Here is a 23,909-nt window from a genome sequence, read left to right on the forward strand (position 1 = left end):
GACCACCAAGGAGTACACATGGACACCAGCCGCCCGATCATCGCCCTCGACCTGCCCAGCGCCGAGGCCGCCCTCGACTTCGTCGGCAAGTTCGACGAGCCCCTCTTCGTCAAGGTGGGAATGGAGCTGTTCTACGCGGCAGGTCCGAGCGTCATCACCAGCCTCAAGGACGCCGGGCATGATGTCTTCTGCGACCTCAAACTCCACGACATCCCCAACACCGTCAAGGGTGCAGCCGCGAGCCTGTCCCGGCTGGGAGCGGACTTGCTGACCGTCCACGCTGCAGGCGGAAAGGCCATGATGGAGGCTGCTCTGGAGGGTCTGGGGGGCGCGGCACAGACCACCCGTGTCGTCGCCATCACCCAGCTCACCTCAACCTCCCCGGAGGCTCTCAAGGCCGAGCAGCTCATCGAGGTGCCGCTGGCTGAATCGGTGCGCAACTATGCCCAACTCGCCCAGTCAGCCGGGCTGGCCGGTGTGGTGTGTTCGGCCCACGAAGCCGCTGACATCGCCTCGGTGACCGGCCCGGATTTCCTGCGTGTCACCCCCGGAATCCGCCCGGCTGGCGCCGCAGTGGGGGACCAGTCCAGGGTCGCCACCCCTGGCAACGCAGCGTCGATGGGCTCCTCGGCCATTGTTGTGGGCCGTCCCATCACCAAGGCCGACGACCCGGTCGCCGCCTACCACGCCATCCGCGACGAATGGAATGCCGGACGCCGCTCAGCCTGACGACAACACCACCTGGAGGAAGACCGTCATGACCGTCACCAATAAGCAGATCGCCCAGCAGTTCGCGCAGCGCCTACTCGCCATCGAAGCCGTCTCGCTGTCCCCGGACGCCCCGTTCACGTGGGCCTCGGGACTGCATTCCCCGATCTACTGCGACAACCGCGTCACCTTGTCAGACCCCCAGACCCGAGACCTCATCGCCTCGGGCCTGGCTGACCTTGTGCGCGCACACTTCGACCAGGTCGACGTCGTGGCCGGTACTGCCACCGCTGGTATCGCCCACGCCGCCCTCGCCGCTGACCGCCTTGGCGCCCCTATGGCTTACGTCCGTTCTGCCCCCAAGGACCACGGACGCGGCAACCAGATCGAAGGACGCATTCCGGTCGGGTCGAAGGTCGTCATGGTCGAGGATCTCATCTCCACCGGCGGTTCGGTGCTCAAGGCCGCCGAGGCCGTCGAGCGCGAGGGGTCGACGGTGGTCGGCGTCCTCGCCCTGTTCTCCTACGAGTTGGAGAAGGGACACCGCGCGTTCGAGGAGGCTGGTCTTCCGCTCTACACCCTGTCGAACTACCCGACCCTCATCGAGGTGGCAGCCCAGTCCGGACTCATCACCTCCCAGCAACTGGCCACCCTGCAGACCTGGTCCTCGGATCCTCAGGCCTGGTCCGACGCCCACTGATGTCGTCTGACTACATCAAGGAGTGGCTGCGTGGTGTGAGGGGGCACACGTGGGTTCTGGCTGGCGATCAGAGGTAACGGCGTGCCACCTCGATGGTTTGGCTGACATATCCGCCACCGAAGAGGAAGCAGTGGACCATGAGCATGTGGAGCTGATGTAGTCCAATTCGCTCCTGCCATCCGTCGGCCAACGGGGATTCCTCGTTGTAGGCAGCACGAATCTCGTTGGTGAACGGGGCGCCGAAGACTGACAAGGAGGCCAGGTCTTCCTCGGCGTGTCCACCTTGGGCGGCAGGATCGATGAGGACGACCCCGTTGGGGGTCCACATGAGGTTTCCCGACCACATGTCACCGTGGGTCCGTGCGGCGGGATCGGTCACGAGGGCTGGTTGGTCGTGGTCGAATTTCCCGCTGACGAGCCGGTCGACGAGCGTGGACACGACAGCGCGGGCCTGGGCGTCAAGGCTGTCCATGTACGGCTCGATGCGATAGCGGGCGTAGAACTCTCCCCACGAGTCGATGTGCGCGGTCAGCAAGGGCAGGGGAGCCCGACCAATGTACCCACCGTCAGGGGTGAAGCCGTCGGGAGCTGCTCCCAAGTGGCTGGCCCCTGCTGCGTGAGTGTGGGCGAGGCGTCGACCGAATTCCTCGGCTGCCTCGCGAGTGGGACGCACCGACGAGAGTTCAGGCTCGGTGAGCCAACCATGGCCGTGGTCCAAGACCTCGACGATCGCGGCTCCGGCGGGCTGAGCAGCCGCGAGCCACGTCAGCCCGGCGACCTCATAGTCGATGGCGTTCCTGCGATGGTCGGTCTTGCGAAAGGTCATGTCGCTCACGGTAGATGACGAGTTCGTCGGTTCTGGCGCCCATTGACCAATCCGGGGCGATTTTCGTGGCGATGAGTCGCGTGATACCTCGTCGCGCGACATACTGACCCCATGGCCACGAAGAAGGACCGCCCCGGCAACATCAACGTTCCGAATGCGCTGACTCTGTTGAGAGTCATTGCGGTTCCCGTCTTCGGATGGATGCTGTTGGCCCATGCCCATGAGGGCAGTTGGCGGACGGCGACGACGATCGTGTTCATCGTGGCGATCCTCACCGATTTCGTCGACGGCAGGATTGCGCGCAAGTACAACCTCGTCACCAACTTCGGCAAGATCGGTGACTCCATCGCTGACAAGGCGCTCACCGGTATGGCCTTCATCGGTCTGTCCATCCTCGGCGAGCTGCCATGGTGGATGACGATCATCATCCTGCTGCGCGAGTGGGGCATCACGGTCATGCGGATGAGGATGCTCAAGTACGAGGTGATGGCGGCCAACAAGGGAGGCAAGCTCAAGACGGCGATGCAGTCCCTGGCGATCACCCTGTTCTGCCTCGGCTTGTGGCGGACCCCGGCCTTCGTCGACGCCATCGCCTGGGCCGTCATGATCATTGCCTTCCTTCTGACCGTCGTCACCGGCCTGGTGTACATCAAGGACGCCATTGAGATTCGCAACCGCGCGAAGAACGCCGGAGCCACGCCGGCCAAGGCTGGGAAGCGGAACCTCAGGTGACCGGCGACGAGGGAGCACGTCGACTCATCGCACAGTTGGGGGAACGCGGACTGACGGCGGCAACCTGCGAATCCTTGACGGCAGGGCTGGTCGCGGCGACGATCACGACCGTTCCGGGGGCCTCGGCGGTCTTTCGTGGCGGTCTGGTCACCTACGCCAGTGACCTCAAGTCCACCCTCGCCGGGGTCGATGCCGGCTGGATCGCCGAGAACGGGGTCATCAATTCCACCACTGCGGCTCAGATGGCCCTGGGATGTCGACAGGCCTGCCGGGCCGACGTCGGTCTGTCGTGCACCGGGGTCGCCGGTCCTGATCCCCAGGACGGTGAAGAGGCTGGGACAGTGTTCATCGGTGCGGCATACCAAGGAGTTCCGGTCGTCAGGCGTCTCCATCTGGAGGGAGCGCGGGAGGACATTCGTCGGGCGACGGTCGAGGCACTTCTGGGCCTGGGATGCGAGATCGTCAGCGGTACAGACAGGTGAGGACGAGCCGGGCACCAAAATGTGAAAGATTTCGCCGTGTGGGGAATGTTTCCTCGATTGAGGGCGTTGCCATGGATGAATCACCTAGGAGGAGACGCCCATGAAATCAGCTCTGCTGCGTGAAATGCTCGGCGAGTCGCTGCGTGAACAGAGATTCGCGCAGGGCCGTACCCTGCGTGAGGTGTCTTCTGCCGCACGCGTGTCCCTCGGATACTTGTCGGAGGTCGAGCGGGGGCAGAAGGAAGCTTCCAGTGAACTCATCCTGGCCATCTGCACCGCGTTGGATCTCCCACAGTCCGAGTTGATGCGTATCGTCAGCGACAAGATGCTCAAGAGCGAAGGCACCCCCGAGCACCGCATCACTGTTGCGGCATGAACAACACCCTGAACTTGTGAGTTTTCCCGGTCCCGATGGGGCCGGGAAAACTCTGTATTGGGGGTGTTTGGCTGCGGATGGCTCAAAGTGGCCCTGCTCCCCAGACGGTGAACAAGAGGTCGTCAGTCGACTGGCGCGTGGACGATACGAATCGCCATGCCGAGGGCGCGCAGACGGGCCAGTTCGTCGGGATCGGCTGAATTGTCGGTGACGAGGAGGTCGACGTCCTTGGCGTCGGCCAGCTTCGCCAGCGTGACCCGGCCGATCTTGGAACCGTCGACAGCGGCGATGATGCGAGCTGCCCTCTTGATCATGGTGTGGTTCGCGGCCGCCTCGATGCCGTCGTGGGTCGTCAGGCCACCCTCGGCGCTCAAGCCGTCACATCCGACGATGGCGGTGCCGACGTTGACCTGTTTGAAGGTGGACTCGGCCAGGGAACCGACCAGCTCCAGGGAGGATGGACGCAGCACTCCGCCGGTGATGAGGACACGCTGCTGACCCTGGCTGGCGGCTTCGAGGGCGATGCTCACAGAGTTCGTGATGAGGGTGAGGTCATGGCGATGACGCAGGGCACGAACGATCTCGGTGGTCGTCGTGCCGCCGGTGAGCCCAATCGCGTGACGCCCCACCGGCAGTTCGGAGGCAACGGCGTGGGCGATGGCCTCCTTGGCGCGACGACGTCGGCCGTCTCGCAAACTGACCGGCAATTCGGCGCCAGTTCCAGCGCGCCGAGCGGTTCCATGTGAGCGAATGAGCAGGCCCTGCTCGGCGAGTGCGGCGACGTCGCGTCGGATCGTCGCAGCGCTGGCCCCCAGGGCGGCCGCCATGTCTCGTAGGGAAACCTCGTCGTGGTCGCGCAACATTGCGAGAATGGCGACCATGCGGTCGTTTCGTCGTGAGGATGATGAGTGGACATCCGACGGCATCGTCATCGCTACTCCTTTCGCGCAACTCACGGCCCGCGGGGAGAGCCGTGCCCTGAGCATTCGCACATCTGCGCCGATCTTATCGTGCCCTTAGGCTTGGCTTCATGACACAGACCCAATTGTGGACGCGACTGGCTGAGGCCTTGGGTGAGGATTACTGCCGAATCTGGGCCGCACAGCAGGCGGTTCCAGGTCTCGATTCACGAACGGTGCAAGAAGCGTTGGCTGATGGAGTCGATGCCAAGACGATCTGGCTGGCGTGCTGGAAGGCCCTTGAACTGCCCGATTCGCTGCGTTGACATGGAGGGGTTGAGACGTGTTCAGACGTCGAGGATCGGCGCCAACCCCCGATGGAACACAACCGGAACACGATGCGCTGCGAAGTCGTCAGTGGCTTCTGGAAGGGTTGTCCACAGGTGAGGGGATGGTCGAGACGGCAGTTATCCACAGAAACGAAACTGCCTGACAGATTGTCCTACTTCGCTCCTACAGTTTGGGTGATGACACCGGAAACGGGTGCGTTTCCCTCATCAGAACTTAGGACCAACAGAACATATGACCAACGCTGCGGCGATGCCGCACGTCACATGAGGCGGGGGACCGCCATCAAGGAAGGAACGACATGGCAGCGACCGCAGATCGCGAAAAGGCCCTTGCCACGGCTTTGCAGCAGATCGAGAAGCAGCACGGCAAAGGCTCCATCATGCGCCTTGGCGAACAGGAGACCGTCAAGATTGCTGCGATCCCGACCGGATCGGTGGCTCTTGACGTCGCCCTGGGCGTGGGGGGTCTCCCGCGTGGCAGGATCGTCGAGATTTACGGCCCAGAGTCCTCGGGCAAGACGACGGTGGCCCTGCACGCCATCGCGAATGCTCAAGCTGAAGGTGGTATCTGCGCCTTCATCGACGCCGAGCACGCCCTCGACCCGGAGTACGCCCGCAAACTTGGTGTCGACACTGATTCCCTGCTGGTGAGCCAGCCAGACAATGGCGAGCAGGCCCTCGAGATCGCCGACACCCTGGTGCGGTCGGGAGCCCTTGAGCTCATCGTCATCGACTCCGTCGCGGCCCTCACCCCGAAGGCTGAGATCGAGGGAGAGATGGGTGATTCTCACGTCGGTCTGCAGGCTCGACTCATGAGTCAGGCCCTGCGCAAGATGACCGGTGCCCTCAACGCGGCCGGGACCACGGCCATCTTCATCAACCAGCTGCGCGAGAAGATCGGCGTCATGTTCGGCTCCCCGGAGACGACGACCGGTGGCCGCGCCCTGAAGTTCTACTCCTCGGTGCGCCTGGACGTGCGTCGTATCGAGACCCTCAAGGACGGTTCCGAGATGGTCGGTAACCGTACCCGCGTCAAGGTCGTCAAGAACAAGGTCGCCCCGCCATTCAAGCAGGCCGAGTTCGACATTCTCTACGGTCAGGGCATTTCCCGGGAGGGAAGCCTCATCGACATGGGGGTGGATTGCGGAATCATCACCAAGTCCGGATCCTGGTTCAGCTACAACAATGAGCAGTTGGGCCAGGGCAAGGAGAATGTCCGTACCTTCCTCAAGGGCAATCCCGACGTCGCCAACGAGATCGAGGACAAGATCCTGACCCATCTGGGTTTGCGTGAGTCTGAAGTTCCCGAGGGAGTCGATCCCGTGACCGGTGAGGTGGAATTCTGAGCCGACGACGCCAGGACCATCCCGAGGAGTTGACCGACGAGCAGTGGTACGAGGAAGCCCGCGAGATCTGCCTCAAGCGGCTGGATCGTCGGGCCAACACCCGAAGTGAACTTGCCACGGCGCTGGACTCCCACGGTGTGCCCGAGCAGGTGCGTGAGGCGGTTCTCGACCGTCTCACGCAGGTGGGGCTCATCGACGACGCCGATTTCGCTCATCGGTGGACAGCCTCCCGGCACGGCGTGCGGGGTCTGTCTCGCAGGGCAGTAGCAGCCGAACTGTCGCGCAAGGGGGTTGATTCCCAGATCGTTGAGGATGCGACCTCCCAGATCACAGACGCTGACGAATTGGATGCCGCCACCGAAATTGCCAGGAACAAGTTGGAGGCAGGTCGAGGCATCGAGGAGGCCCGTCTCACCAGGCGAGTGCTGGGGGCTCTGGCCCGCAAGGGTTACGGACCCCAGATCGCTTGGGCCGCCATCCGTGCTGCCCGCGAGGAACTCGGTGAGGAACCCCCAGAAGCTCCGACCACCGGCCTTTTCGACTAGAGTTGCATCGTTTGCCCCTCACCTCGGGTGTGATGTCCTGGCCCCACGGTCAGGGGCGACGGTGCAGGTCAACGTCAAGATGTGAGGAAGTGCAGAGGTCATGCTCATCGCACTCGTCGTGGTGGCGGTGCTCGCAGGCGCAGTCATCATTGGCTGGCTGACAGACCGCCGAGCCCTTGGGAAAAGGGTGCAACGAGCAGAGTCCGAACGCGATGCGAAGGCCTCGGAGCTCTCCCGCAACGAAGAGCGTCTGGAGCGAGTGACTCAAGACCTTGCGGACTGTCGAGACGAGGTCACCTCAACTCGCTTGCAACTCGAGTCCAGTCGAGTGCGGGTTGCTGACGAAGAGCGTCGAGCTGATCATGCCGAGCAAGCACGTCAGAGTGCTGAGGCCCTGCTTGAGATCAACCAGCGCTCCGTCGAGGAGCTGACCGAGCGTGATCGCCAGTTGCGTGAAGCCCGCCGCCACCTGGATGAGAGCCTCGACAAGCTCGAGACAGATCGATTGGATTTGGCCAAGCGTAGCTCCCTCCTCGACGAGCGGGATGCCGAACTCAATCGACGTGACGAGCAGGTTGACGCAGAGCTCCAGCGAGTCGCCGGGATGTCCCTCGACCAGGCCCGTGATGAACTCGCAGACCACCTCAGCAGAGAAGCCCGTGTGCTGGCCGAGAACGATGCTCGGGCGATTATCGCTGAGGTGACGAGCGACGCCGAGAGCAAGGCTCGCCACATCGTGGCCGACGCCATCCAGAGGTGTTCTTCCGAAATGGTCGCCGACACCGTCATCAGTGTCGTGCCCTTGCCCAGCGACGAGATGAAGGGTCGCGTCATTGGGCGAGAAGGTCGTAACGTCCGTACCTTCGAACAGGTGACGGGAGTGACGGTCATCATCGACGACACCCCAGGGATCGTCTTGTTGAGTTGTTTCGACCCCATGCGCCGCGAGGTGGCCCGACGAACACTCGTTGATCTGGTCGAAGGTGGTCGAATCCACCCCATCAGCATCGAGAAGGCCCATCAACGCGCCGTCGACCACATCGAGCAGATGTGTCTGGAGGCCGCATCCGAGGCATTATCCGAAGCTGGGATCGACGAGATTGACGATCGGTTGCTACCCATCCTCGGATCCCTGCGTTTCCGGACCTCTTACGGACAGCAAGTGCTCGACCACTGCGTCGAGTGTGCCCGACTCGCGGCCATCCTGGCGGCCGAAATTGGAGCCGACGTCGACACCTGTCGTCGTGCGGCCTTCCTGCACGATCTCGGAAAGTCCCTCACTCCGGGCGTCGAGGGCAGCCACGCGGCCATCGGTGCCGAACTGGCCCGACGCTACGGGGAATCCGATGAGGTCGTGCATGCCATCGCGGCCCACCACGAGGAGGTTGAACCGGTGAGTGTCACCGATCTGGTCGTCAGGGCCGCCGACTCGATCTCTGCAGCCCGACCGGGCGCCCGTCGAGATTCCTTGGAAGCCCATGTGCGTCGGATGAACACCATCGAGGAGATTGCCACCAGCTTCCCTGGCGTGGAACGGGCCTTCGCCCTGCAAGCTGGACGTGAGATCCAGATCCTCGTCGATCCGGGAGAGGTCGACGATCTCCGCGCATCGCGACTTGCTCGTCAGATCGCGCTGGCCGTGGGGGAGCAGGTGACTGTGCCAGGACGCTCCAAGGTCACCGTCGTCCGCTCCTTCCAGGCCGTGGAAACGGTGGGGGAATCCTGAGCCGCCACGCGCCGGGGGTAAACGGGGGTCACCCCTCACCCCGGCGGAGTCTTCCCTGAGCCACCACGTGCCGGGGGCCAATGGGGGCTCAGGGCACCATCCCGAGCAGTGGCTCAGGCAATTCCCCAGGTGAGGACGACCTCGTCCCCGGGTTCCAGCCGGATGACGTCGTCATGGGTGGGTCCCTCGTTGAAGGCGTCGGGCCCGCATGTCATCGGCTCGACGGCGAGGCTGAGCCGGTCATCCGGGGTGTACATCTGCGCCCAGCCCATGGTCGCATCGGCCCACAGCTCATGGCTCCTCTCACCGTTGGTGACCTTGATGCGCCACGCTGGTGACCCAACCATGTCCCCACGATTTAGGGTGTAGGCGGTGTCAAGGGTGCGCTGTCCCAGCGGCTGCCCGCTCATCGTGTGGATCTCGTCCATCTCAGACATGCCGACCGGTAGCAGTCGATCATCGACCTGCAGCCAGGATGCGAACGGGGCTTCGACCGTCCACTCATCGATGGACCCACCCAGGCAGAAATAGGGATGGGCGGCGTAGCCGAAGGGTACTGCCGTGGCCCCGACGTTACGAGCCCTCACGGTGACGGTCAGGCCATGATCGTCCAGGCGGTGGGTCAGCCTGACATCAATCGTCCCAGGCCAGCCAGGGCGAGCCATGACCCGAATCTCCTGAGTCACCGAGGAGTCCGTGTGCTCCACGAGGGACCACCGTGACCACGCCACCAGACCATGAATGGCGTTGTTGCGATCCACCTCGCTGATCGCCAATTGCTGGTCCACGTCATCGAAGCGGTAGTGGCCGTCACGGATGCGATTGGGCCAGGGGAGGAGCTGCTGGCCCTGCGACGAAGCGGGGGACTGGTCGGCCGCAAACGTCGTGATGACATCGTTGCCATTGTGGCGAAGGCTGCGAAGGGTGGCTCCTTGCTCCGTCACGACGGCCTGCCACGGGCCGTGGGACATCTCGTACTGGGTGCCGGTGGGGAGGATGACGTCATTGATCATGACGAAAAGCTTACCGTCCTGATCTTCCGAAGAGGTAATTGTTAAGCCCCGGCGTCTGCATGTCCAGGGCTATGGCGCTATCATTAATTGAGTTAACGGTGCCCAACGGAAGGTGGGTGAACCGGCAGCGTCGTCGGTCCTTCCGTTGCAATGACTCACCGCTACTGAAAGTAGGTGAACCTTGTCCAGCAACAATGCCAGTGCAACCCGTCATCGCCTACGGGTTCCGTCAGCTTTCACAATCCTTTTCATCCTCACTGTCCTAGCTGTTGTGTGTACCTGGCTCGTCCCAGCCGGAAGCTACTCAAAGATGAGTTACTCGGCGGACTCACAACAATTGGTCGTCGTGGAACCTGATGGCACCACGACGAACCATGCGGCGACCCAGGAAACCCTTGACACCTATGGCGTCGCGATGAAGATCTCCGAATTCACCACAGGGTCGATCACGGGTTCGGTGTCAGTGCCAGGTACTTATCAACGTTTGTCATCCCATCCTGCCGGTGTCGGCGATATCACGAACGGGATGGTGACGGGAACCATCGAGGCTGTCGACATCATCGTTTTCATTCTCGTTCTGGGCGGCCTCATTGGCGTCGTGAGAGCGAGCGGCGCATTTGAGGCCGGTCTGGGGAGGCTCGCTTCCAGATCCAAGGGCAAGGAATTTCTCCTCGTTCTTTTCGTGTCGTTGTTCATGATCGTGGGCGGGACGACGTGTGGACTCGAGGAGGAGGCGGTCGCCTTCTATCCCATCCTTGCGCCGGTCTTCATAGCGATGGGATACGATTCTCTGGTGGTCGTCGGGTCAATATTCCTTGCTGGTTCGATTGGCACCTGCTTCTCGACCATCAACCCGTTCTCCTCTGCCATCGGAGCGAATGCGGCCGGTATCCGACTGACTGAAGGTATGCCATGGCGTGTGGTAGGACTGGTCGGAGGCGCCATAGCTGTCATCATCTATCTCGCCTGGTATTCCCGAAAGGTCAAGGCGAATCCCGAATTCTCCTATGCCTGGGAGGATCATGACGCGTTTGCGGCGCAGTGGTCCCTGGGTGATGATGGTGTCGAGATGACGTTTGATTGGCGTCGTAAGGTCATCCTCGTTCTCTTTGCAGCGGCCTTCCCCATCATGGTGTGGGGAGTTATAGCTCGAGGATGGTGGTTCCCGGCGATGGCATCATCGTTCCTCGCCATTGCCATTATCATCATGTTCATTGCCGCAACGGGGCCCAACAAGCTCAGTGAGAAAAAACTTGTTGATGCGTTCTCTGCCGGGTCGTCGAGTCTGGTGGCTGTCTCCCTGATCATCGGGTTGGCGCGTGGAATTAATCACATTCTCAATGAAGGATTGATTTCTGACACTCTGTTGTACGAGTCAGCCAAGGTCGTTTCTCACGTCAACGGTCCGGTGTTCGTGCTGTCCCTCCTCATCGTGTTCTTCCTGCTCGGCTTCATCGTCCCCTCATCGTCCGGGCTGGCGGTCTTGGCCCTGCCGATCATGGCTCCCCTTGGCGACGCTGCGGGGGTCTCGCGCGCCACAGTACTGTGTGCCTACCAGTGGGGTCAGTACGCAATGTTGTTCTTGGCACCCACCGGGTTGGTGATGGCAACTTTGCAGATGTTGGACATCGAGTACTCACACTGGCTGAAGTTCGTGTGGCCAATGGTGTTGTTCGTACTGGTGTACGGCGGGATCCTGCTCGTGCTGCAAACGGTGGTGTGAGGAAGGACTGGCCTCATGGCTGGGCAGATGACGTAGAGTATGTGCGCCATGCCCGAGAACACCATGTCCAACAGCACCGAGGCCCCGACCTATCGGGTCGTCACCTACGGGTGTCAGATGAATGTCCATGACTCCGAGCGTATTGCCGGCCTCCTCGAGGAGGCCGGCTACGTTCCCGACCCCAGAACCGACAGCTTGGCGCCTGCTGACGTCGTCGTGTTCAACACCTGCGCGGTTCGGGAGAACGCCGACAATCGTCTCTACGGCACCCTTGGCCACATGGCCTCGGTGAAGTCGGCCCATCCCGGGATGCAGTTGGCCGTCGGTGGCTGTATGGCCCAGAAGGACAAGGACACCGTCGTCGCCAGGGCACCGTGGGTTGATGTCGTCTTCGGCACCCACAATGTCGGTTCCTTGCCGGCTCTGCTCAAGCGGGCTCGTCACAATGCCACGGCTCAGGTGGAGATCGAGGAATCCTTGGTCACCTTCCCGTCGAACCTGCCAACGCGACGCGACTCGGCATATTCGGCCTGGGTGTCCATCTCAGTGGGATGTAACAACACCTGCACCTTCTGTATCGTTCCCCAATTGCGTGGCAAGGAAACGGACCGACGCCCCGGCGAGATCCTCTCGGAGATTCGAGCCCTCGTCGACGAAGGTGTTCAGGAGATCACCCTGCTCGGTCAGAACGTCAACTCTTACGGGGTTCAGTTCGGTGATCGTGGCGCTTTTGCCAAGCTCCTGCGTGCGTGCGGCCAGATCGACGGCCTGGAAAGGGTGCGGTTCACCTCTCCCCACCCGGCCGCCTTCACCGATGACGTCATCGAGGCGATGGCCGAGACCCCCAACGTCATGCCCAGTCTGCACATGCCCTTGCAGTCCGGGTCTGACGATGTGCTGCGTCGCATGCGTCGGTCGTACCGGTCCAAGAAGTTCCTCGGCATCCTCGACCGGGTGCGTGAGGCCATTCCGGATGCCGCCATCACCACCGACATCATCGTTGGTTTCCCAGGGGAGACCGACGAGGATTTCGATGAGACCATGCGCGTCGTCGAGGAGTCGAGGTTCGCCGCGGCCTTCACCTTCCAGTACTCCATCCGTCCCAACACCCCGGCCGGAGTCATGGCGAACCAGGTTCCCAAGCCGATCGTCCAGGAACGTTACGAGCGCCTTGTTGACCTCGTGGACGACATCGCATGGCAGGAGAACAAGGCCCAGGTCGGTCGCACCGTCGAAGTGATGTTTGCCGAGGGGGAGGGGCGCAAGGATGAGGCCACTCACCGCGTCACCGGAAGGGCTCGGGACAATCGATTGGTTCACGTCAGTCTGGCCGAGGGCGACGAGGTTCCGCGTCCCGGTGACGTGGGCGAGGTCGTCATCACTTCTGGCCATCCCCATCATCTAGTCGCCGATGGTGGTTTGGTGAGTTTGCGTCGTACTCGAGGTGGAGATGCGTGGCAGATTCGCGAGGAATCCTGCACTCAGCCTGATGTCACCATGCTCGGTATTCCGTCGATCGGTGCGCCACGCAACTGACCGGTCAACTGGGCCGTGTGAGGTATCCGGTCATGCCCACCCGGCGCCCTGGCGACCTCAGCCGGCACCGTGTGTGCACATGCAACGAGGGGTGGTGCCCCGCAGAGCACCACCCCTCGTCTCGCAGCTCATCGGTTCCCATCCGGAACCGGTCCTCTCAGAGGACCGGCTGCGTCATGTCTAGGACGACTCACAGGTCGCCAAGCTTGTCCTTGAGGGCCTCCTGGCCCTTGTCGACCTGATCGGAGAACTTGCCGCCGGTCTTGTCACTGACAGCGTCCCCAGCCTTGTCGATGGCCTCCTCGGCCTTGTCGCTGTGCTGGCTGACCTGATCCTTGATGTCGTCCTGGTGGTCGTTGATGGCGTCCTTCGCCTTGTCGAAGAGTCCCATGTGATCTCCTTTCGGGAGGTTTCCCCCTCTCGGGGATGACCTCTCCAGGCTACACACGGGGTGGGCCATCGGTGTGAGGTTTTTCGCTCTACGCGTTGATCCCGGAATGTCGTACCAGTGCGCAAGGATGGGGACGTGGATCTGCCGGTCATCTGTCTTCTCGGGCCCACCGCCAGCGGCAAATCAGGGCTGGCGGTGCGCATGTGTGTACGTTTGGGCCGCGAGGGACACCCCGCCGAGATCATCAATACCGACTCGATGGTGGTGTACCGGGGGATGGACATCGGTACCGCCACCCCCACGTTGTCCGAGCAACGCGCCGTGAAACATCACCTGGTGTCGATCCGCGACGTCACCGAGCCGTTCTCGATCGTCGGTATGCAAACCTTGGCCCGCCAAGCCACGGACGATTGTTTGTCGCGTGGTGTCATTCCGGTGTTGGTCGGCGGTTCGGCCCTCTACACCAAGGCCGTCATCGACGAGATGGCCGTTCCTCCCACTGACCCGAAGGTGCGAGCGAGGTGGCAGAAGCGATTGGATGCCGAGGGCCCCGAGGCATTGCATGAAGAACTCGCGCGACGAGATCCCAGGGCGGCCGAGTCGATCCTGCCGGGAAATGGTCGCAGAATCGTGCGGGCTCTCGAGGTCATCGAGCTCACCGGGTCCTTCGCTGCGACCATTCCAGACGGCACCTACCATTGGCCCGCCACGGTGCAAATTGGCCTGGAACTTCCTCGCGAGGACATGGATCGACGGATTGAACAACGGGTTGACCAGATGTGGGATGACGGGCTGGTCGACGAGGTCCGTGCCTTGGATGATGTCGGATTGCGCGACGGACTCACGGCACGTCGGGCGTTGGGATACCGACAGGTCCTCGAGTTCCTCGACGGTGACTATGACGAGGACGAGGCTCGTCGTCGCACTGTGACCGCGACCCGACGCTTCGCCCGCAAACAGCTCATGTGGTATCGCCGGGACGAGCGGATTGAGTGGTTCAATGCCCTTGACCCCGATCTCGATGACAAGGTCGTGACGCGGGTGTTGACCGCCCTGTCCGGTGACGAGGAGGATTGACGACATGACGACGACGTTCTGGAAGGGCCACGGCACCGGCAATGACTTCGTCATCGTCGATCGCCCCGAACCCCTCACCTCGGGACAGGTGCGCTGGCTGTGCCACCGTCGATTCGGTATCGGCGCTGACGGTACCCTGCAGGCTCTGCGGGCCGGCGACGTCGCGGATTGGGACGGCGACCCGGACCTGTGGTTCATGGACTACCGCAACGCTGACGGCACCATTGCCGAGATGTGCGGCAACGGGCTGCGGGTGTTCGCCCGCCACCTGGCCCAGACAGGTCGCATCACAGGCGGGGAAGCCGATGTTGCGACTCGCGCCGGTGTGCGCCATGTCAGCCTCCATGACAACGGCGATGTGTCGGTGACGATGGGGACCGTTCATGTCACCGACAACGATGTCACCATCGAGCATCAGGGCATGTGGTGGCCGGCACACAAGGTCGACGTCGGTAATCCGCACGCTGTCGTCGTGACCGACCACACCACCGTCGCGGCGCTCAACCTCGACGAATCTCCTACCTGGCGTCCACGCTCGGCCTTCCCCGAAGGGGTCAACGTCGAATTCGTCGAGCAGCTCGACGGCCATACGGTCTCGATGAGGGTCCATGAGCGTGGATCGGGAGAGACGATGTCGTGCGGCACCGGAACCGTCGCCGTGGCAGCGACAATGGCCACCCGTACCGGTCGCCGTGGCCCCTGGACGGTTCATGTGCCCGGCGGCCATGTCATCGTCACCCTCAGCCCTGGTGACGACGGCTATGACGCCGTGCTGACAGGCCCCGCAGTGATCCTCGCAACTGGAGAGGTCACCCTTCCCGAGGACTGAGGAACAACACAGGTGATGAACCCGTTGGCCTGTCGGTTCCTCCTCCTACACTTGGCGCGGTGACCTCGCAGCACGAGGTATCGCGACAGCAGACAGTGGGTCAACAGGACGGGGACCGGGTGAGCGACACCGCACGATTCGACGACGAGCGCGGGGATGCGCCCGGATTCGTTGAGGATTTCAGCGACGACCAGAACGACTACGACGGTGACCAGTTCGACCTGGATGCCCGGTTGTCCCTGACCCGTGTGCCAGGCATGTCGACCGACCTGTCCGACATCTCGGAGGTGGAGTATCGACAGCTCAGACTCGAACGGGTTGTGCTCTGTTCGGTGTGGACCCAGGGGTCGGCTGCTGATGCCGAGAACGCCATGGCTGAGCTCAAGGCGCTGGCCGAGACAGCGGGTTCACAGGTCCTCGAGGCCGTCATGCAGCGGAGGACGACACCCGATCCAGCCACCTACATCGGCTCTGGCAAGGTGGCGGAGCTGGCCGAGGTGGTTCGGGCCACCGGGGCCGACACGGTCATTTGTGATGGTGAACTCGACGCCGCCCAACTTCGTAACCTCGAGGATCGCGTCAAGGTCAAGGTGGTCGACCGGACAGCGTTGATCCTCGACATCTTTGCCCAGCACGCTCGTAGTGTGGAGGGTCGTACCCAGGTCGAATTGGCCCAACTCAACTATCTCAAGCAGAGGCTGCGTGGCTGGGGTGGAAACCTCTCTCGGCAGACGGGTGGCCGAGCGGCTGGTGGCGCCGGTATCGGTGGCCGTGGCCCCGGTGAGACCCGGATCGAGACCGACAGACGTCGCATCGGTCATCGCATCGCCGTGCTGCGCCGTCGTCTCAAGCACATTGAGTCCACCCGTGCCGCCAAGCGGGCTGACCGTCTTCGCAACGAGGTGCCCTCCGTCGCCATCGTTGGGTACACCAACGCGGGGAAGTCCTCCCTGCTCAACCGGCTGACCCGTGCCGGGGTACTCGTCGAGAATGCCCTCTTCGCCACCCTTGACCCGACCACCCGGCGTACCACGACGTCGGATGGTCGCGTCTACACCCTCACCGACACGGTTGGATTTGTGCGCCACCTTCCCCACGACCTTGTCGAGGCGTTCGCATCCACCCTCGAGGAGACCGCAATGGCAGACGTTCTGGTGCACGTCGTCGATGCCGCTGACCCCGACCCCGCTGGGCAGGTTGATGCGGTGCGTGGTGTCTTGGCGGGAATCGGTGCCAGCGACATTCCTGAGATTCTGGTGCTCAACAAGATCGACCGTCTTGACGACGACACCATCGTGACGTTGCGGTCGATCTTCCCCGGAGCCCATCTCGTCTCCGCTCATACGGGGGAGGGGATCGATGACCTCGTCGAGGCCATCGAGGGGGCGTTGCCGGTGCCGTCCCGCAAGGTTGACGTCGTCGTGCCGTATGCGCGCGGGGATCTCATGGACAAGATTCACCACCATGGGACGATCGAACTCCTCGATCACACCGCCGATGGCACCCATGTCATTGCCCATCTTCATCCTGCCCTGAGCGCCGAGATCGAGGAGGCATGTCATGGCGCGTGAGTCTGGCGGGACCAGTTCCATGTGCCACGACCTCCTCGCCACCGCGGTGTCGCAGATGGGAGGCCAGGAAAGAGCCGGTCAGGTGAGGATGGTCGAGGCCGTCGATCAGGCGATGCGTGAGAAACTGCACCTCTTGGTCCAGGCGGGCACCGGGACGGGAAAATCCCTGGGCTACCTGGTGCCAGCCTTGATCCAGTGCGTCGAGGAGGGGGCGCAGGTCATCGTCGCCACCGCTACTCTCGCACTGCAGACCCAGTTGGCCCACAAGGACATTCCGGCAGTTCTCGATGCCTCGGAGAAGGTCTTGTCCCGCCGGCCGACGGTGGCTGTGCTCAAGGGGCGCAACAACCACATCTGTCTGCACAAGGTTCGCGGCGGTGTGACGGGGGTCAGGGGTCAGGACGCCTTGGTCCCTGGCGCCGATCTCGCGGCGCAGGCCGAGGGGATCGAGGAGGCTGGGACGGCGCCAGCTTCTGCCTTGGGCGCCGAGGTCGTCATGCTGCGTGAATGGGCCGAGAAACAGGTTGAGGAGTCAGGGCTGGGTGATCGTGACGACGCCCCGCCACACACTCCCTTGGCGTGGGCCCAGGTGAGTGTGCCAGCCAACGAATGTCTCGGGGCCCAGCGGTGTCCCTTCAGCAGCGAGTGTCTGTCCGAAGCGGCTCGCGAGAAGGCCCGAAACGCCGACCTTGTCGTCACCAATCACGCCTTGCTCGCCATCGATGCGCTCAACGGCAACACCGTGTTGCCCGAGCACGACGCCGTCATCATCGACGAGGCCCACGAGTTGGTGGACCGATTCACGAGGGCCGCTTCCAAGGATCTGTCCGTTTCCGTCGTGACGACGACCTCGAAGCGGGCTGCAGCATGGCTTGACGACGACGTGGCCGCTGATTTGCTCGATCAAGCAGACGTGCTGGCCAGGGCCTTGGATGCGACAGCACCGGGGCAGGTCACCCAGCCCGACGCCCAGGTGATACAGGCGTGCACGGTGTTGCGGGATCTGGTCAGGCAAGCCGTGAGTCAGCTGGGTCGACGCGACGAGGACTCCTCAGAATCCGTCGACGCCGAAAGGGTGCAGGCCCAGGCAGCCATGCGCGAGGTCTTCGAGACCGTTGATCGCATGGTGTCGATGGCAGCCGCTGACGTGGTGTGGGTCTCGGAATCGGAGAAGGGGTACCGCAGTATCCACGTTGCCCCCTTGAGTGTGGCAGGCCTGCTGCGTGAGAACGTCTTCACACAGGCCACGACGATCCTGACCTCGGCCACCTTGTGCATCGGCGGTAATTTCCTGGCCACGGCGCGCAACGTCGGGCTGTCGCCACGTGAGCAGATCGAGGGGGATGCGCCGGAGATTCTCGACACCCAGATGGGGTGGCGAGGAGTCGATGTCGGTTCACCGTTCGACTACGCGAAGCAGGGGATTCTCTATGTCGGTAAGTCGTTGCCACGCCCGGGCCGAGATGGCATCGCGGCAGAAGTTCTCGACGATCTTGCTGAGCTGATCTGGGCCGCTGGCGGACGTACCCTCGGGCTGTTCTCCTCACAGCGCAATGCGGTGGCTGCCGCTGAGCACATGCGCAAGGTCATGCCGGACATTCCGGTGTTGTGTCAGGGCGAGGGGCATCTGGCCGATCTCACCCGTCGGTTCACGGCTGATCCGCGGACCTGTCTGTTCGGAACCTTGTCCCTGTGGCAGGGGGTGGACGTTCCCGGAGACACGTGTCGGTTGGTCGTCATCGACCGGATTCCCTTCCCACGTCCGGATGATCCGCTCATGGCGGCACGGAGCAAGGCCGTCCAGGATGCTGGCGGTAATGGATTCATGACGGTCTCGGCCGGGCACGCGGCCCTGCTCCTGGCTCAGGGGGCGGGCCGGCTCATCCGACGTTCCGACGATCGGGGAGTCGTCGCTGTCTTGGACCCCCGGCTGGCGACGGCGCGATACAGCAATTTCCTGAGGGCGTCCATGCCCCCGTTCTGGACGACGACGGATCGCGAGATGGCAGTAGGAGCTCTGCGCAGGCTGGGAGAGTGACCCGCCTGAGTCACAGTCGTCTCATGATGGAGACGACCCGCCCGACGAGAGAGGCATCATCGAGGTTCACCGGCGAGTGTGCGGGGTTCGAGGCCATCAGCCACGGTTTCCCGCCGAGCTTGGCCAAGGAACGGATGATGGTCGTGGCGCCCACCGTGGCCGCCACGACATAGGTCTCGGGCGGATCGTCGGGAAGGTCTGCCACGGACAACTGCTGGACGACGACGAGGTCGCCGACATGGAAATCAGGCATCATCCCATCGTCATGGACGATGACCACCACGTGGTCTCCGTGGCTCAGTAACTGGGAGGGAACCGCGATGGCAGCGCCGTGATGCTCGTCATCGACACTCTCACCGGCGTTGAAAACCTCGATCTGAAAGGCGTGAGGTCCGTGGGGGTCGCTGACGTCGACGATGTCCTCGACGACCTCGAGGGTGCCGTCGGTGCGCCGCAGCAGGCCGAGCTCGATGAGAGCGGAGATGCGCCGTTGGATCGTGGACGTACTGGATGCTCCTATCCTGTCAGCCAACGCGCGAACAGTCGGTGCGCGACCGTCGCGACGCAGCCCTTCCTTGACAGCGTCCAGCACCGCGCGCTCCTTGGCAGAGGGCTCACGGGTGGCGGTGAACGGGACGGCCGACGAGACGGCGGCCGGGTCCGAGGAATCGGTTCCGGGCGTATCGGTGGTCATGACAGTCACGGTATAGGTCGGCTACGACAGTTCTCCGTCGGCTGTGTTCGACCAGTGTTCTGCACCATCGGCACAGCGTCGATACGAGCCTCAGGGAACCCGAAAAGTGCTTTTGACTAGGTTGTTCTCCTGCTGTTCCAGGTTGATGGCGGCGAACCTGTCGGTCGAGGCGGATGTCATTGATGACGCCGGCGGAGGTTGTGCTGCCGGGCCCTTCCCGGGATGAGTTCCGGGGCCGCTGACGGGAGCGGATGGCTCTCGTCGACAGAGAGGTGATCCGATGAGTGCTCAGACTTACGAGTGGGATGGTGAGACGACGACCAGTCAGTACGGTGACTTGGTCGTCGGGCCGTGGCAGGATGAGCTGGCCGAACCGGTGGTTGTCATTGATCGTCGGGAATTGATGGCCGGGCGTCCTGGTGCCGTCTCTCGCCATGAATCCGTCCACGACCGGTTCTGGGATGTCGCCGTCATGGCTACTGTTGCCGTGATGATCATTGGCGTGATCCTGTCCCTGGGGCGCCTTGGCCAGGTGTGGCAGGGCAACTCTGAGAGCGGTCATGTCGACTCGGCTGCTGTCGTCCGCATGGGTGGGTATCAGTCTGGTGATCTTCCTGACGTCAGGTCTTGACAGGGGAGGTCGTCGTGGGGGCTGAGCATCTTGGGCGTGTCGCGCGTGGCGGCTTGACGGACCATCACCGGGCATCCTCATCAATTCCCCCTTCAACACCAGATGTTGTGGTTGGCAAACTCGACACCCCTACAAGTTGTGTTTTTGGTCGAAGTTCGAGGTAGTCTTCCGGGAGACGGCGAACCTGCCGTGAGGAACCCAGCGAGGTTGAGGAAGGAGGCGACGATGCGCTGTCCGTTCTGCCAGCATGACGACTCGCGAGTCCTTGACTCCCGAGTGTGTGAGGACGGCACTGCGATCCGGCGGAGACGGCAATGTCCCGTGTGCGAACGACGGTTCACCACCATCGAGCGTATGCAGATGACGGTTCACAAACGCAACGGCATCGAAGAACCCTTCTCCCGAGACAAGGTGATCCGTGGTGTGCGTAATGCATGCAAGGGTCGCCCGGTCTCGGATGCCGACCTGGCCTTGTTGGGGCAACGTGTCGAGGACGGCCTTCGGGCCCGAGGAGTCGCGGAGATTCCCAGCGACGAGATTGGATTGGCGATCCTCGGCCCACTTCGTGAGCTCGATCCCATCGCCTATCTGCGGTTCGCAAGTGTGTATCTCAATTACGACACCATCGAGGACTTCGCCACTGAGATTGATCGGTTGCGCGACGAGTCCCCCGACAAAACGCGGTCCTCGGGCCGCAAGCGGCCCTCGAAGCAGGACGAGCCGCTGTTCTGACCAGCCGTGGCCACGTGCGCCTCAGCTGACACCAAGCACCAACACCAAACCACCCGTATCACCGAATATCTAGAGGGAGCCATGACCGAGACCAAGTCCGCACCACGCAGGACGAGCCGCCCCAAGGGGCTGCACGTCGAGCGCACCTTCAGCACCGAGGGTGTCCATCCCTACGACGAGGTGACGTGGGAGCGTCGCGACGTCGTGCAGACAAACTGGCGCACCGGCGACGTGGTCTTCGAGCAGCGCGGAGTTGAGTTCCCCGATTTCTGGAGCGTCAACGCCTCGACGATCGTCACCAACAAGTACTTCCGTGGTGCCCTGGGAACCCCTGCCCGTGAGGACAGCCTCAAGACCCTCATCGACCGTGTCGTCAACACCTATGTGACCGCCGGACGTGACAACGGCTACTTCGCGTCCGAGGCCGACGCCAAGGTCTTCGGCGAGGAGCTGACCTGGCTGCTGGTTCACCAGTACTTCAGCTTCAACTCTCCCGTGTGGTTCAACGTCGGTACGACGAGCCCTCAGCAGGTCAGCGCCTGCTTCATCCTCTCGGTGGACGACTCCATGGAGTCGATCCTCAACTGGTACCGGGAAGAGGGATTCATCTTCAAGGGTGGTTCTGGTGCCGGTCTCAACATCTCCCGTATTCGTTCCTCCAAGGAGCTGCTGAGCTCCGGCGGCACCGCATCCGGTCCGGTCTCCTTCATGCGCGGCGCCGACGCCTCCGCCGGAACCATCAAGTCCGGTGGCGCCACCCGTCGCGCTGCCAAGATGGTCGTCCTCGACATCGATCACCCTGACGTCGAGGAGTTCATCGAGACCAAGGCACGTGAGGAGAACAAGATCCGTGCCCTGCGCGATGCCGGATTCGACATGGACCTGGGTGGCCGCGACATCACCAGCGTCCAGTACCAGAACGCCAATAACTCGGTGCGCGTCTCGGATGCCTTCATGACGGCCGTCGAGCAGGGCAAGCCGTTCGGGCTGACCTCCCGCACCGAGCCGGGTAAGGTGCTCGATACCGTCGACGCCAAGGAGCTTTTCGGCAAGATCGCCCAGGCTGCCTGGGAGTGCGCTGACCCCGGTCTGCAGTACGACGACACCATCAATGCCTGGCACACCAACCCCAACACTGGTCGGATCAACGCCTCCAATCCGTGCTCGGAGTACATGAGCCTGGACAACTCCTCGTGCAACCTGGCCAGCCTCAACCTGCTGAAGTTCCTCGACCAGGACGATCACTTCGACGTCCAGAAGTTCACCAAAGCTGTCGAGCTGGTCATCACCGCGATGGACATCTCCATCTGTTTCGCCGATTTCCCGACCGAAGCCATTGGGGAGACCACCCGCAACTTCCGTCAGCTCGGCATTGGATACGCCAACCTTGGTGCCCTTCTCATGGCCCTGGGCCTGGGATATGACTCCGATGGTGGTCGTGCCCTGGCCGCTGCCATCACCTCCCTCATGACCGGTGTCTCTTACCGACGCTCCGCCGAGTTGGCGGCCATTGTCGGTCCTTACGCCGGCTACGCCGAGAATGCCGAGCCGCACCAGGCCGTCATGGCCAAGCACCGCGATGCCAACCGTCAGGTTCATCCGTTGCACGACAATGACACCGCAGTGCTGACTGCTGCCAAGTCCGAGTGGGACAAGGTCGTCAAGCTGGGGCGCACCCATGGTTTCCGCAACGCCCAGGCCTCGGTGCTGGCCCCGACCGGCACCATCGGCTTCATGATGGACTGCGACACCACTGGTATCGAGCCGGACTTCTCCTTGGTGAAGTTCAAGAAGATGGTCGGCGGTGGCTCCATGCAGATCGTCAACCAGACGGTGCCACGCGCCCTCAAGAACCTGGGCTACACCCCCGAACAGTCCGAGAAGATCGTGGCCTACATTGCCGACAACGGTTCGGTCGTCGGAGCCCCCGAACTCGACGAGGCCCATTACGAGGTCTTCGACTGCGCCATGGGCGCCCGGTTCATCGCCCCGATGGGTCACGTTCGGATGATGGCCGCCGTCCAGCCCTTCCTGTCCGGCGCCATCTCCAAGACCGTCAACCTGCCGGAATCCTCCACTGTCGAGGACATCGCGAATGTCTACATGGAGGGCTGGAAGCTCGGCCTCAAGGCCCTGGCCGTCTACCGCGACAACTGCAAGGTTGGCCAGCCCCTCTCTGAGGTCAAGAAGACGGAGGAGGAGAAGACCGAGCCGGAGGTCCGCATCGAGTACCGTCCGCGTCGTCAGCGTTTGCCGAAGTCGCGCATGGGTCGCACGACGAGCTTCCAGGTTGCTGGAGCTGGTGGCTACCTCACGACCGGCGCCTACGATTCCGGCCGCTTGGGCGAGATCTTCCTCAAGCTCGGTAAGCAGGGGTCGACCCTGGCGGGCGTCATGGATGCCTTCTCCATCGCGGTGTCCATCGGCCTGCAGTACGGCGTGCCGCTGGAGTCCTTCGTCCAGAAGTTCTCCAATCTCAAGTTCGAGCCAGCGGGCATGACTGACGACCCGGACATCCGGATCGCCTCGTCGATCATCGACTACGTGTTCCGTCGCCTCGCCCTCGACTACCTCGACTACGACGAGCGCGCCGAACTGGGCATCTACACCGCCGCCGAGCGCGCCCACTACGTCGAGACCGGCTCCTACCTGCCCGATGAGGAGGGCGAGCTCATCGACTCCGAGACCCTCAAGGACACCCCGGCTGATCGCGTCCGGGTGCATGAGGACGGTGCCAACCAGCCTGGACTCTTCGCTGCTCAGGAGACCGTTGAGCGAGTCGGTGGCGTCCACACCAGCGCCGAACTGCTCGAGGAGCAGATGGGGCGTGAGGTCGATGCCCCGCTGTGCATGACCTGCGGAACGAAGATGCGTCCGTCGGGATCCTGCTACGTCTGCGAGGGCTGTGGATCCACCAGCGGTTGCAGCTGATGACGTCATGATCTGATGAGGTGGCCGGGGCATGCCAGAGGGTGTGCCCCGGC

At 62.9% G+C, this 23,909-nt stretch carries 23 protein-coding genes; 18 read left to right on the top strand and 5 right to left on the bottom strand.

What is annotated here, in order from left to right:
• The first annotated feature begins 18 nt into the window (after positions 1-18).
• A complete protein-coding gene (pyrF, locus tag O6R08_RS04495) occupies positions 19-729 on the top strand; it encodes an orotidine-5'-phosphate decarboxylase (protein WP_271418917.1) in 711 nt (236 codons plus the stop codon).
• Between the two features lie 28 nt (positions 730-757).
• Positions 758-1,408, top strand: a complete 651-nt coding sequence (gene pyrE, locus O6R08_RS04500; protein ID WP_271418918.1) for an orotate phosphoribosyltransferase — start codon at positions 758-760, stop codon at positions 1,406-1,408.
• Positions 1,409-1,475: 67 nt separating this feature from the next.
• On the opposite strand, the gene O6R08_RS04505 is transcribed toward pyrE, so the two are convergent.
• Positions 1,476-2,234 carry a fructosamine kinase family protein gene (locus tag O6R08_RS04505; protein WP_271418919.1) on the bottom strand — a complete coding sequence of 253 codons (759 nt, stop codon included), beginning with the start codon at positions 2,232-2,234 and terminating at the stop codon, positions 1,476-1,478.
• Between the two features lie 111 nt (positions 2,235-2,345).
• On the opposite strand from O6R08_RS04505, the gene pgsA reads away from it, so the two are divergent.
• The 3 genes from pgsA (at position 2,346) to O6R08_RS04520 (ending at position 3,824) form a co-directional block, all read left to right on the top strand.
• Entirely contained in the window at positions 2,346-2,966 is a 621-nt protein-coding gene (gene pgsA / locus O6R08_RS04510) for a CDP-diacylglycerol--glycerol-3-phosphate 3-phosphatidyltransferase (protein ID WP_271418920.1), read from the top strand.
• Positions 2,963-3,448: a CinA family protein gene (locus O6R08_RS04515; protein WP_271418921.1), complete on the top strand. Its 486-nt coding sequence runs from the start codon at positions 2,963-2,965 to the stop codon at positions 3,446-3,448. The genes pgsA and O6R08_RS04515 overlap by 4 nt, the downstream gene beginning before the upstream one ends.
• A gap of 100 nt (positions 3,449-3,548) precedes the next feature.
• A complete protein-coding gene (locus O6R08_RS04520; protein WP_271418922.1) occupies positions 3,549-3,824 on the top strand; it encodes a helix-turn-helix domain-containing protein in 276 nt (91 codons plus the stop codon).
• A gap of 122 nt (positions 3,825-3,946) precedes the next feature.
• Here O6R08_RS04520 and O6R08_RS04525 read toward each other — a convergent pair whose 3' ends face one another.
• Complete coding sequence (locus O6R08_RS04525) at positions 3,947-4,705, bottom strand: DeoR/GlpR family DNA-binding transcription regulator (RefSeq protein ID WP_271419243.1); 759 nt, start codon at positions 4,703-4,705, stop codon at positions 3,947-3,949.
• Positions 4,706-4,854: 149 nt separating this feature from the next.
• Here O6R08_RS04525 and O6R08_RS04530 point away from each other — a divergent pair, with 149 nt between their 5' ends.
• The 4 genes from O6R08_RS04530 to rny all read left to right on the top strand — a co-directional run bounded on the left by O6R08_RS04530 (position 4,855) and on the right by rny (position 8,690).
• The gene (locus tag O6R08_RS04530) at positions 4,855-5,049 is read left to right on the top strand and encodes a DUF3046 domain-containing protein (protein ID WP_271418923.1); all 195 of its coding nucleotides are present in this window, start codon (positions 4,855-4,857) and stop codon (positions 5,047-5,049) included.
• Between the two features lie 323 nt (positions 5,050-5,372).
• Positions 5,373-6,419 (top strand): recombinase RecA, encoded by a 1,047-nt coding sequence (gene recA, locus O6R08_RS04535; RefSeq protein WP_271418924.1) that lies wholly within the window; start codon positions 5,373-5,375, stop codon positions 6,417-6,419.
• 29 nt (positions 6,420-6,448) lie between these two features.
• Positions 6,449-6,964 carry a recombination regulator RecX gene (gene recX / locus O6R08_RS04540; protein WP_271418925.1) on the top strand — a complete coding sequence of 172 codons (516 nt, stop codon included), beginning with the start codon at positions 6,449-6,451 and terminating at the stop codon, positions 6,962-6,964.
• Positions 6,965-7,064: 100 nt separating this feature from the next.
• A complete protein-coding gene (rny, locus tag O6R08_RS04545; protein WP_271418926.1) occupies positions 7,065-8,690 on the top strand; it encodes a ribonuclease Y in 1,626 nt (541 codons plus the stop codon).
• 113 nt (positions 8,691-8,803) lie between these two features.
• Here the strand turns inward: rny and O6R08_RS04550 are convergent, their stop codons facing one another.
• The gene (locus O6R08_RS04550) at positions 8,804-9,703 is read right to left on the bottom strand and encodes an aldose 1-epimerase family protein (protein ID WP_271418927.1); all 900 of its coding nucleotides are present in this window, start codon (positions 9,701-9,703) and stop codon (positions 8,804-8,806) included.
• Between the two features lie 181 nt (positions 9,704-9,884).
• On the opposite strand from O6R08_RS04550, the gene O6R08_RS04555 reads away from it, so the two are divergent.
• The gene (locus tag O6R08_RS04555) at positions 9,885-11,426 is read left to right on the top strand and encodes a YfcC family protein (protein WP_271418928.1); all 1,542 of its coding nucleotides are present in this window, start codon (positions 9,885-9,887) and stop codon (positions 11,424-11,426) included.
• 39 nt (positions 11,427-11,465) lie between these two features.
• Complete coding sequence (miaB, locus tag O6R08_RS04560) at positions 11,466-12,962, top strand: tRNA (N6-isopentenyl adenosine(37)-C2)-methylthiotransferase MiaB (protein WP_408640134.1); 1,497 nt, start codon at positions 11,466-11,468, stop codon at positions 12,960-12,962.
• Between the two features lie 190 nt (positions 12,963-13,152).
• On the opposite strand, the gene O6R08_RS04565 is transcribed toward miaB, so the two are convergent.
• Positions 13,153-13,353, bottom strand: coding sequence for an antitoxin (locus tag O6R08_RS04565; protein WP_271418930.1), 201 nt, complete (start codon positions 13,351-13,353; stop codon positions 13,153-13,155).
• A gap of 201 nt (positions 13,354-13,554) precedes the next feature.
• Between O6R08_RS04565 and miaA the strand changes: the two genes are divergently transcribed.
• The 4 genes from miaA to O6R08_RS04585 all read left to right on the top strand — a co-directional run bounded on the left by miaA (position 13,555) and on the right by O6R08_RS04585 (position 18,868).
• Complete coding sequence (gene miaA, locus O6R08_RS04570; RefSeq protein ID WP_408640147.1) at positions 13,555-14,430, top strand: tRNA (adenosine(37)-N6)-dimethylallyltransferase MiaA; 876 nt, start codon at positions 13,555-13,557, stop codon at positions 14,428-14,430.
• A gap of 4 nt (positions 14,431-14,434) precedes the next feature.
• Positions 14,435-15,259 (top strand): diaminopimelate epimerase, encoded by an 825-nt coding sequence (dapF, locus tag O6R08_RS04575; protein ID WP_271418932.1) that lies wholly within the window; start codon positions 14,435-14,437, stop codon positions 15,257-15,259.
• 119 nt (positions 15,260-15,378) lie between these two features.
• Positions 15,379-16,830 (top strand): GTPase HflX, encoded by a 1,452-nt coding sequence (gene hflX, locus O6R08_RS04580; protein ID WP_271418933.1) that lies wholly within the window; start codon positions 15,379-15,381, stop codon positions 16,828-16,830.
• Positions 16,820-18,868 (top strand): ATP-dependent DNA helicase, encoded by a 2,049-nt coding sequence (locus tag O6R08_RS04585; RefSeq protein ID WP_271418934.1) that lies wholly within the window; start codon positions 16,820-16,822, stop codon positions 18,866-18,868. The genes hflX and O6R08_RS04585 overlap by 11 nt, the downstream gene beginning before the upstream one ends.
• A 10-nt stretch (positions 18,869-18,878) precedes the next feature.
• On the opposite strand, the gene O6R08_RS04590 is transcribed toward O6R08_RS04585, so the two are convergent.
• On the bottom strand, positions 18,879-19,562 hold the full coding sequence (locus O6R08_RS04590) for a LexA family protein (RefSeq protein ID WP_271418935.1): 684 nt from the start codon (positions 19,560-19,562) through the stop codon (positions 18,879-18,881).
• 280 nt (positions 19,563-19,842) lie between these two features.
• Between O6R08_RS04590 and O6R08_RS04595 the strand changes: the two genes are divergently transcribed.
• The 3 genes from O6R08_RS04595 (at position 19,843) to O6R08_RS04605 (ending at position 23,856) form a co-directional block, all read left to right on the top strand.
• Positions 19,843-20,193: a hypothetical protein gene (locus O6R08_RS04595; protein ID WP_271418936.1), complete on the top strand. Its 351-nt coding sequence runs from the start codon at positions 19,843-19,845 to the stop codon at positions 20,191-20,193.
• A gap of 225 nt (positions 20,194-20,418) precedes the next feature.
• Positions 20,419-20,925: a transcriptional regulator NrdR gene (nrdR, locus tag O6R08_RS04600; RefSeq protein ID WP_271418937.1), complete on the top strand. Its 507-nt coding sequence runs from the start codon at positions 20,419-20,421 to the stop codon at positions 20,923-20,925.
• Between the two features lie 81 nt (positions 20,926-21,006).
• Positions 21,007-23,856, top strand: a complete 2,850-nt coding sequence (locus O6R08_RS04605) for a vitamin B12-dependent ribonucleotide reductase (RefSeq protein WP_271418938.1) — start codon at positions 21,007-21,009, stop codon at positions 23,854-23,856.
• The last annotated feature ends 53 nt before the right edge of the window (positions 23,857-23,909 follow it).

This window comes from Cutibacterium equinum (assembly GCF_028021195.1).
GTDB lineage: Bacteria > Actinomycetota > Actinomycetes > Propionibacteriales > Propionibacteriaceae > Cutibacterium > Cutibacterium equinum.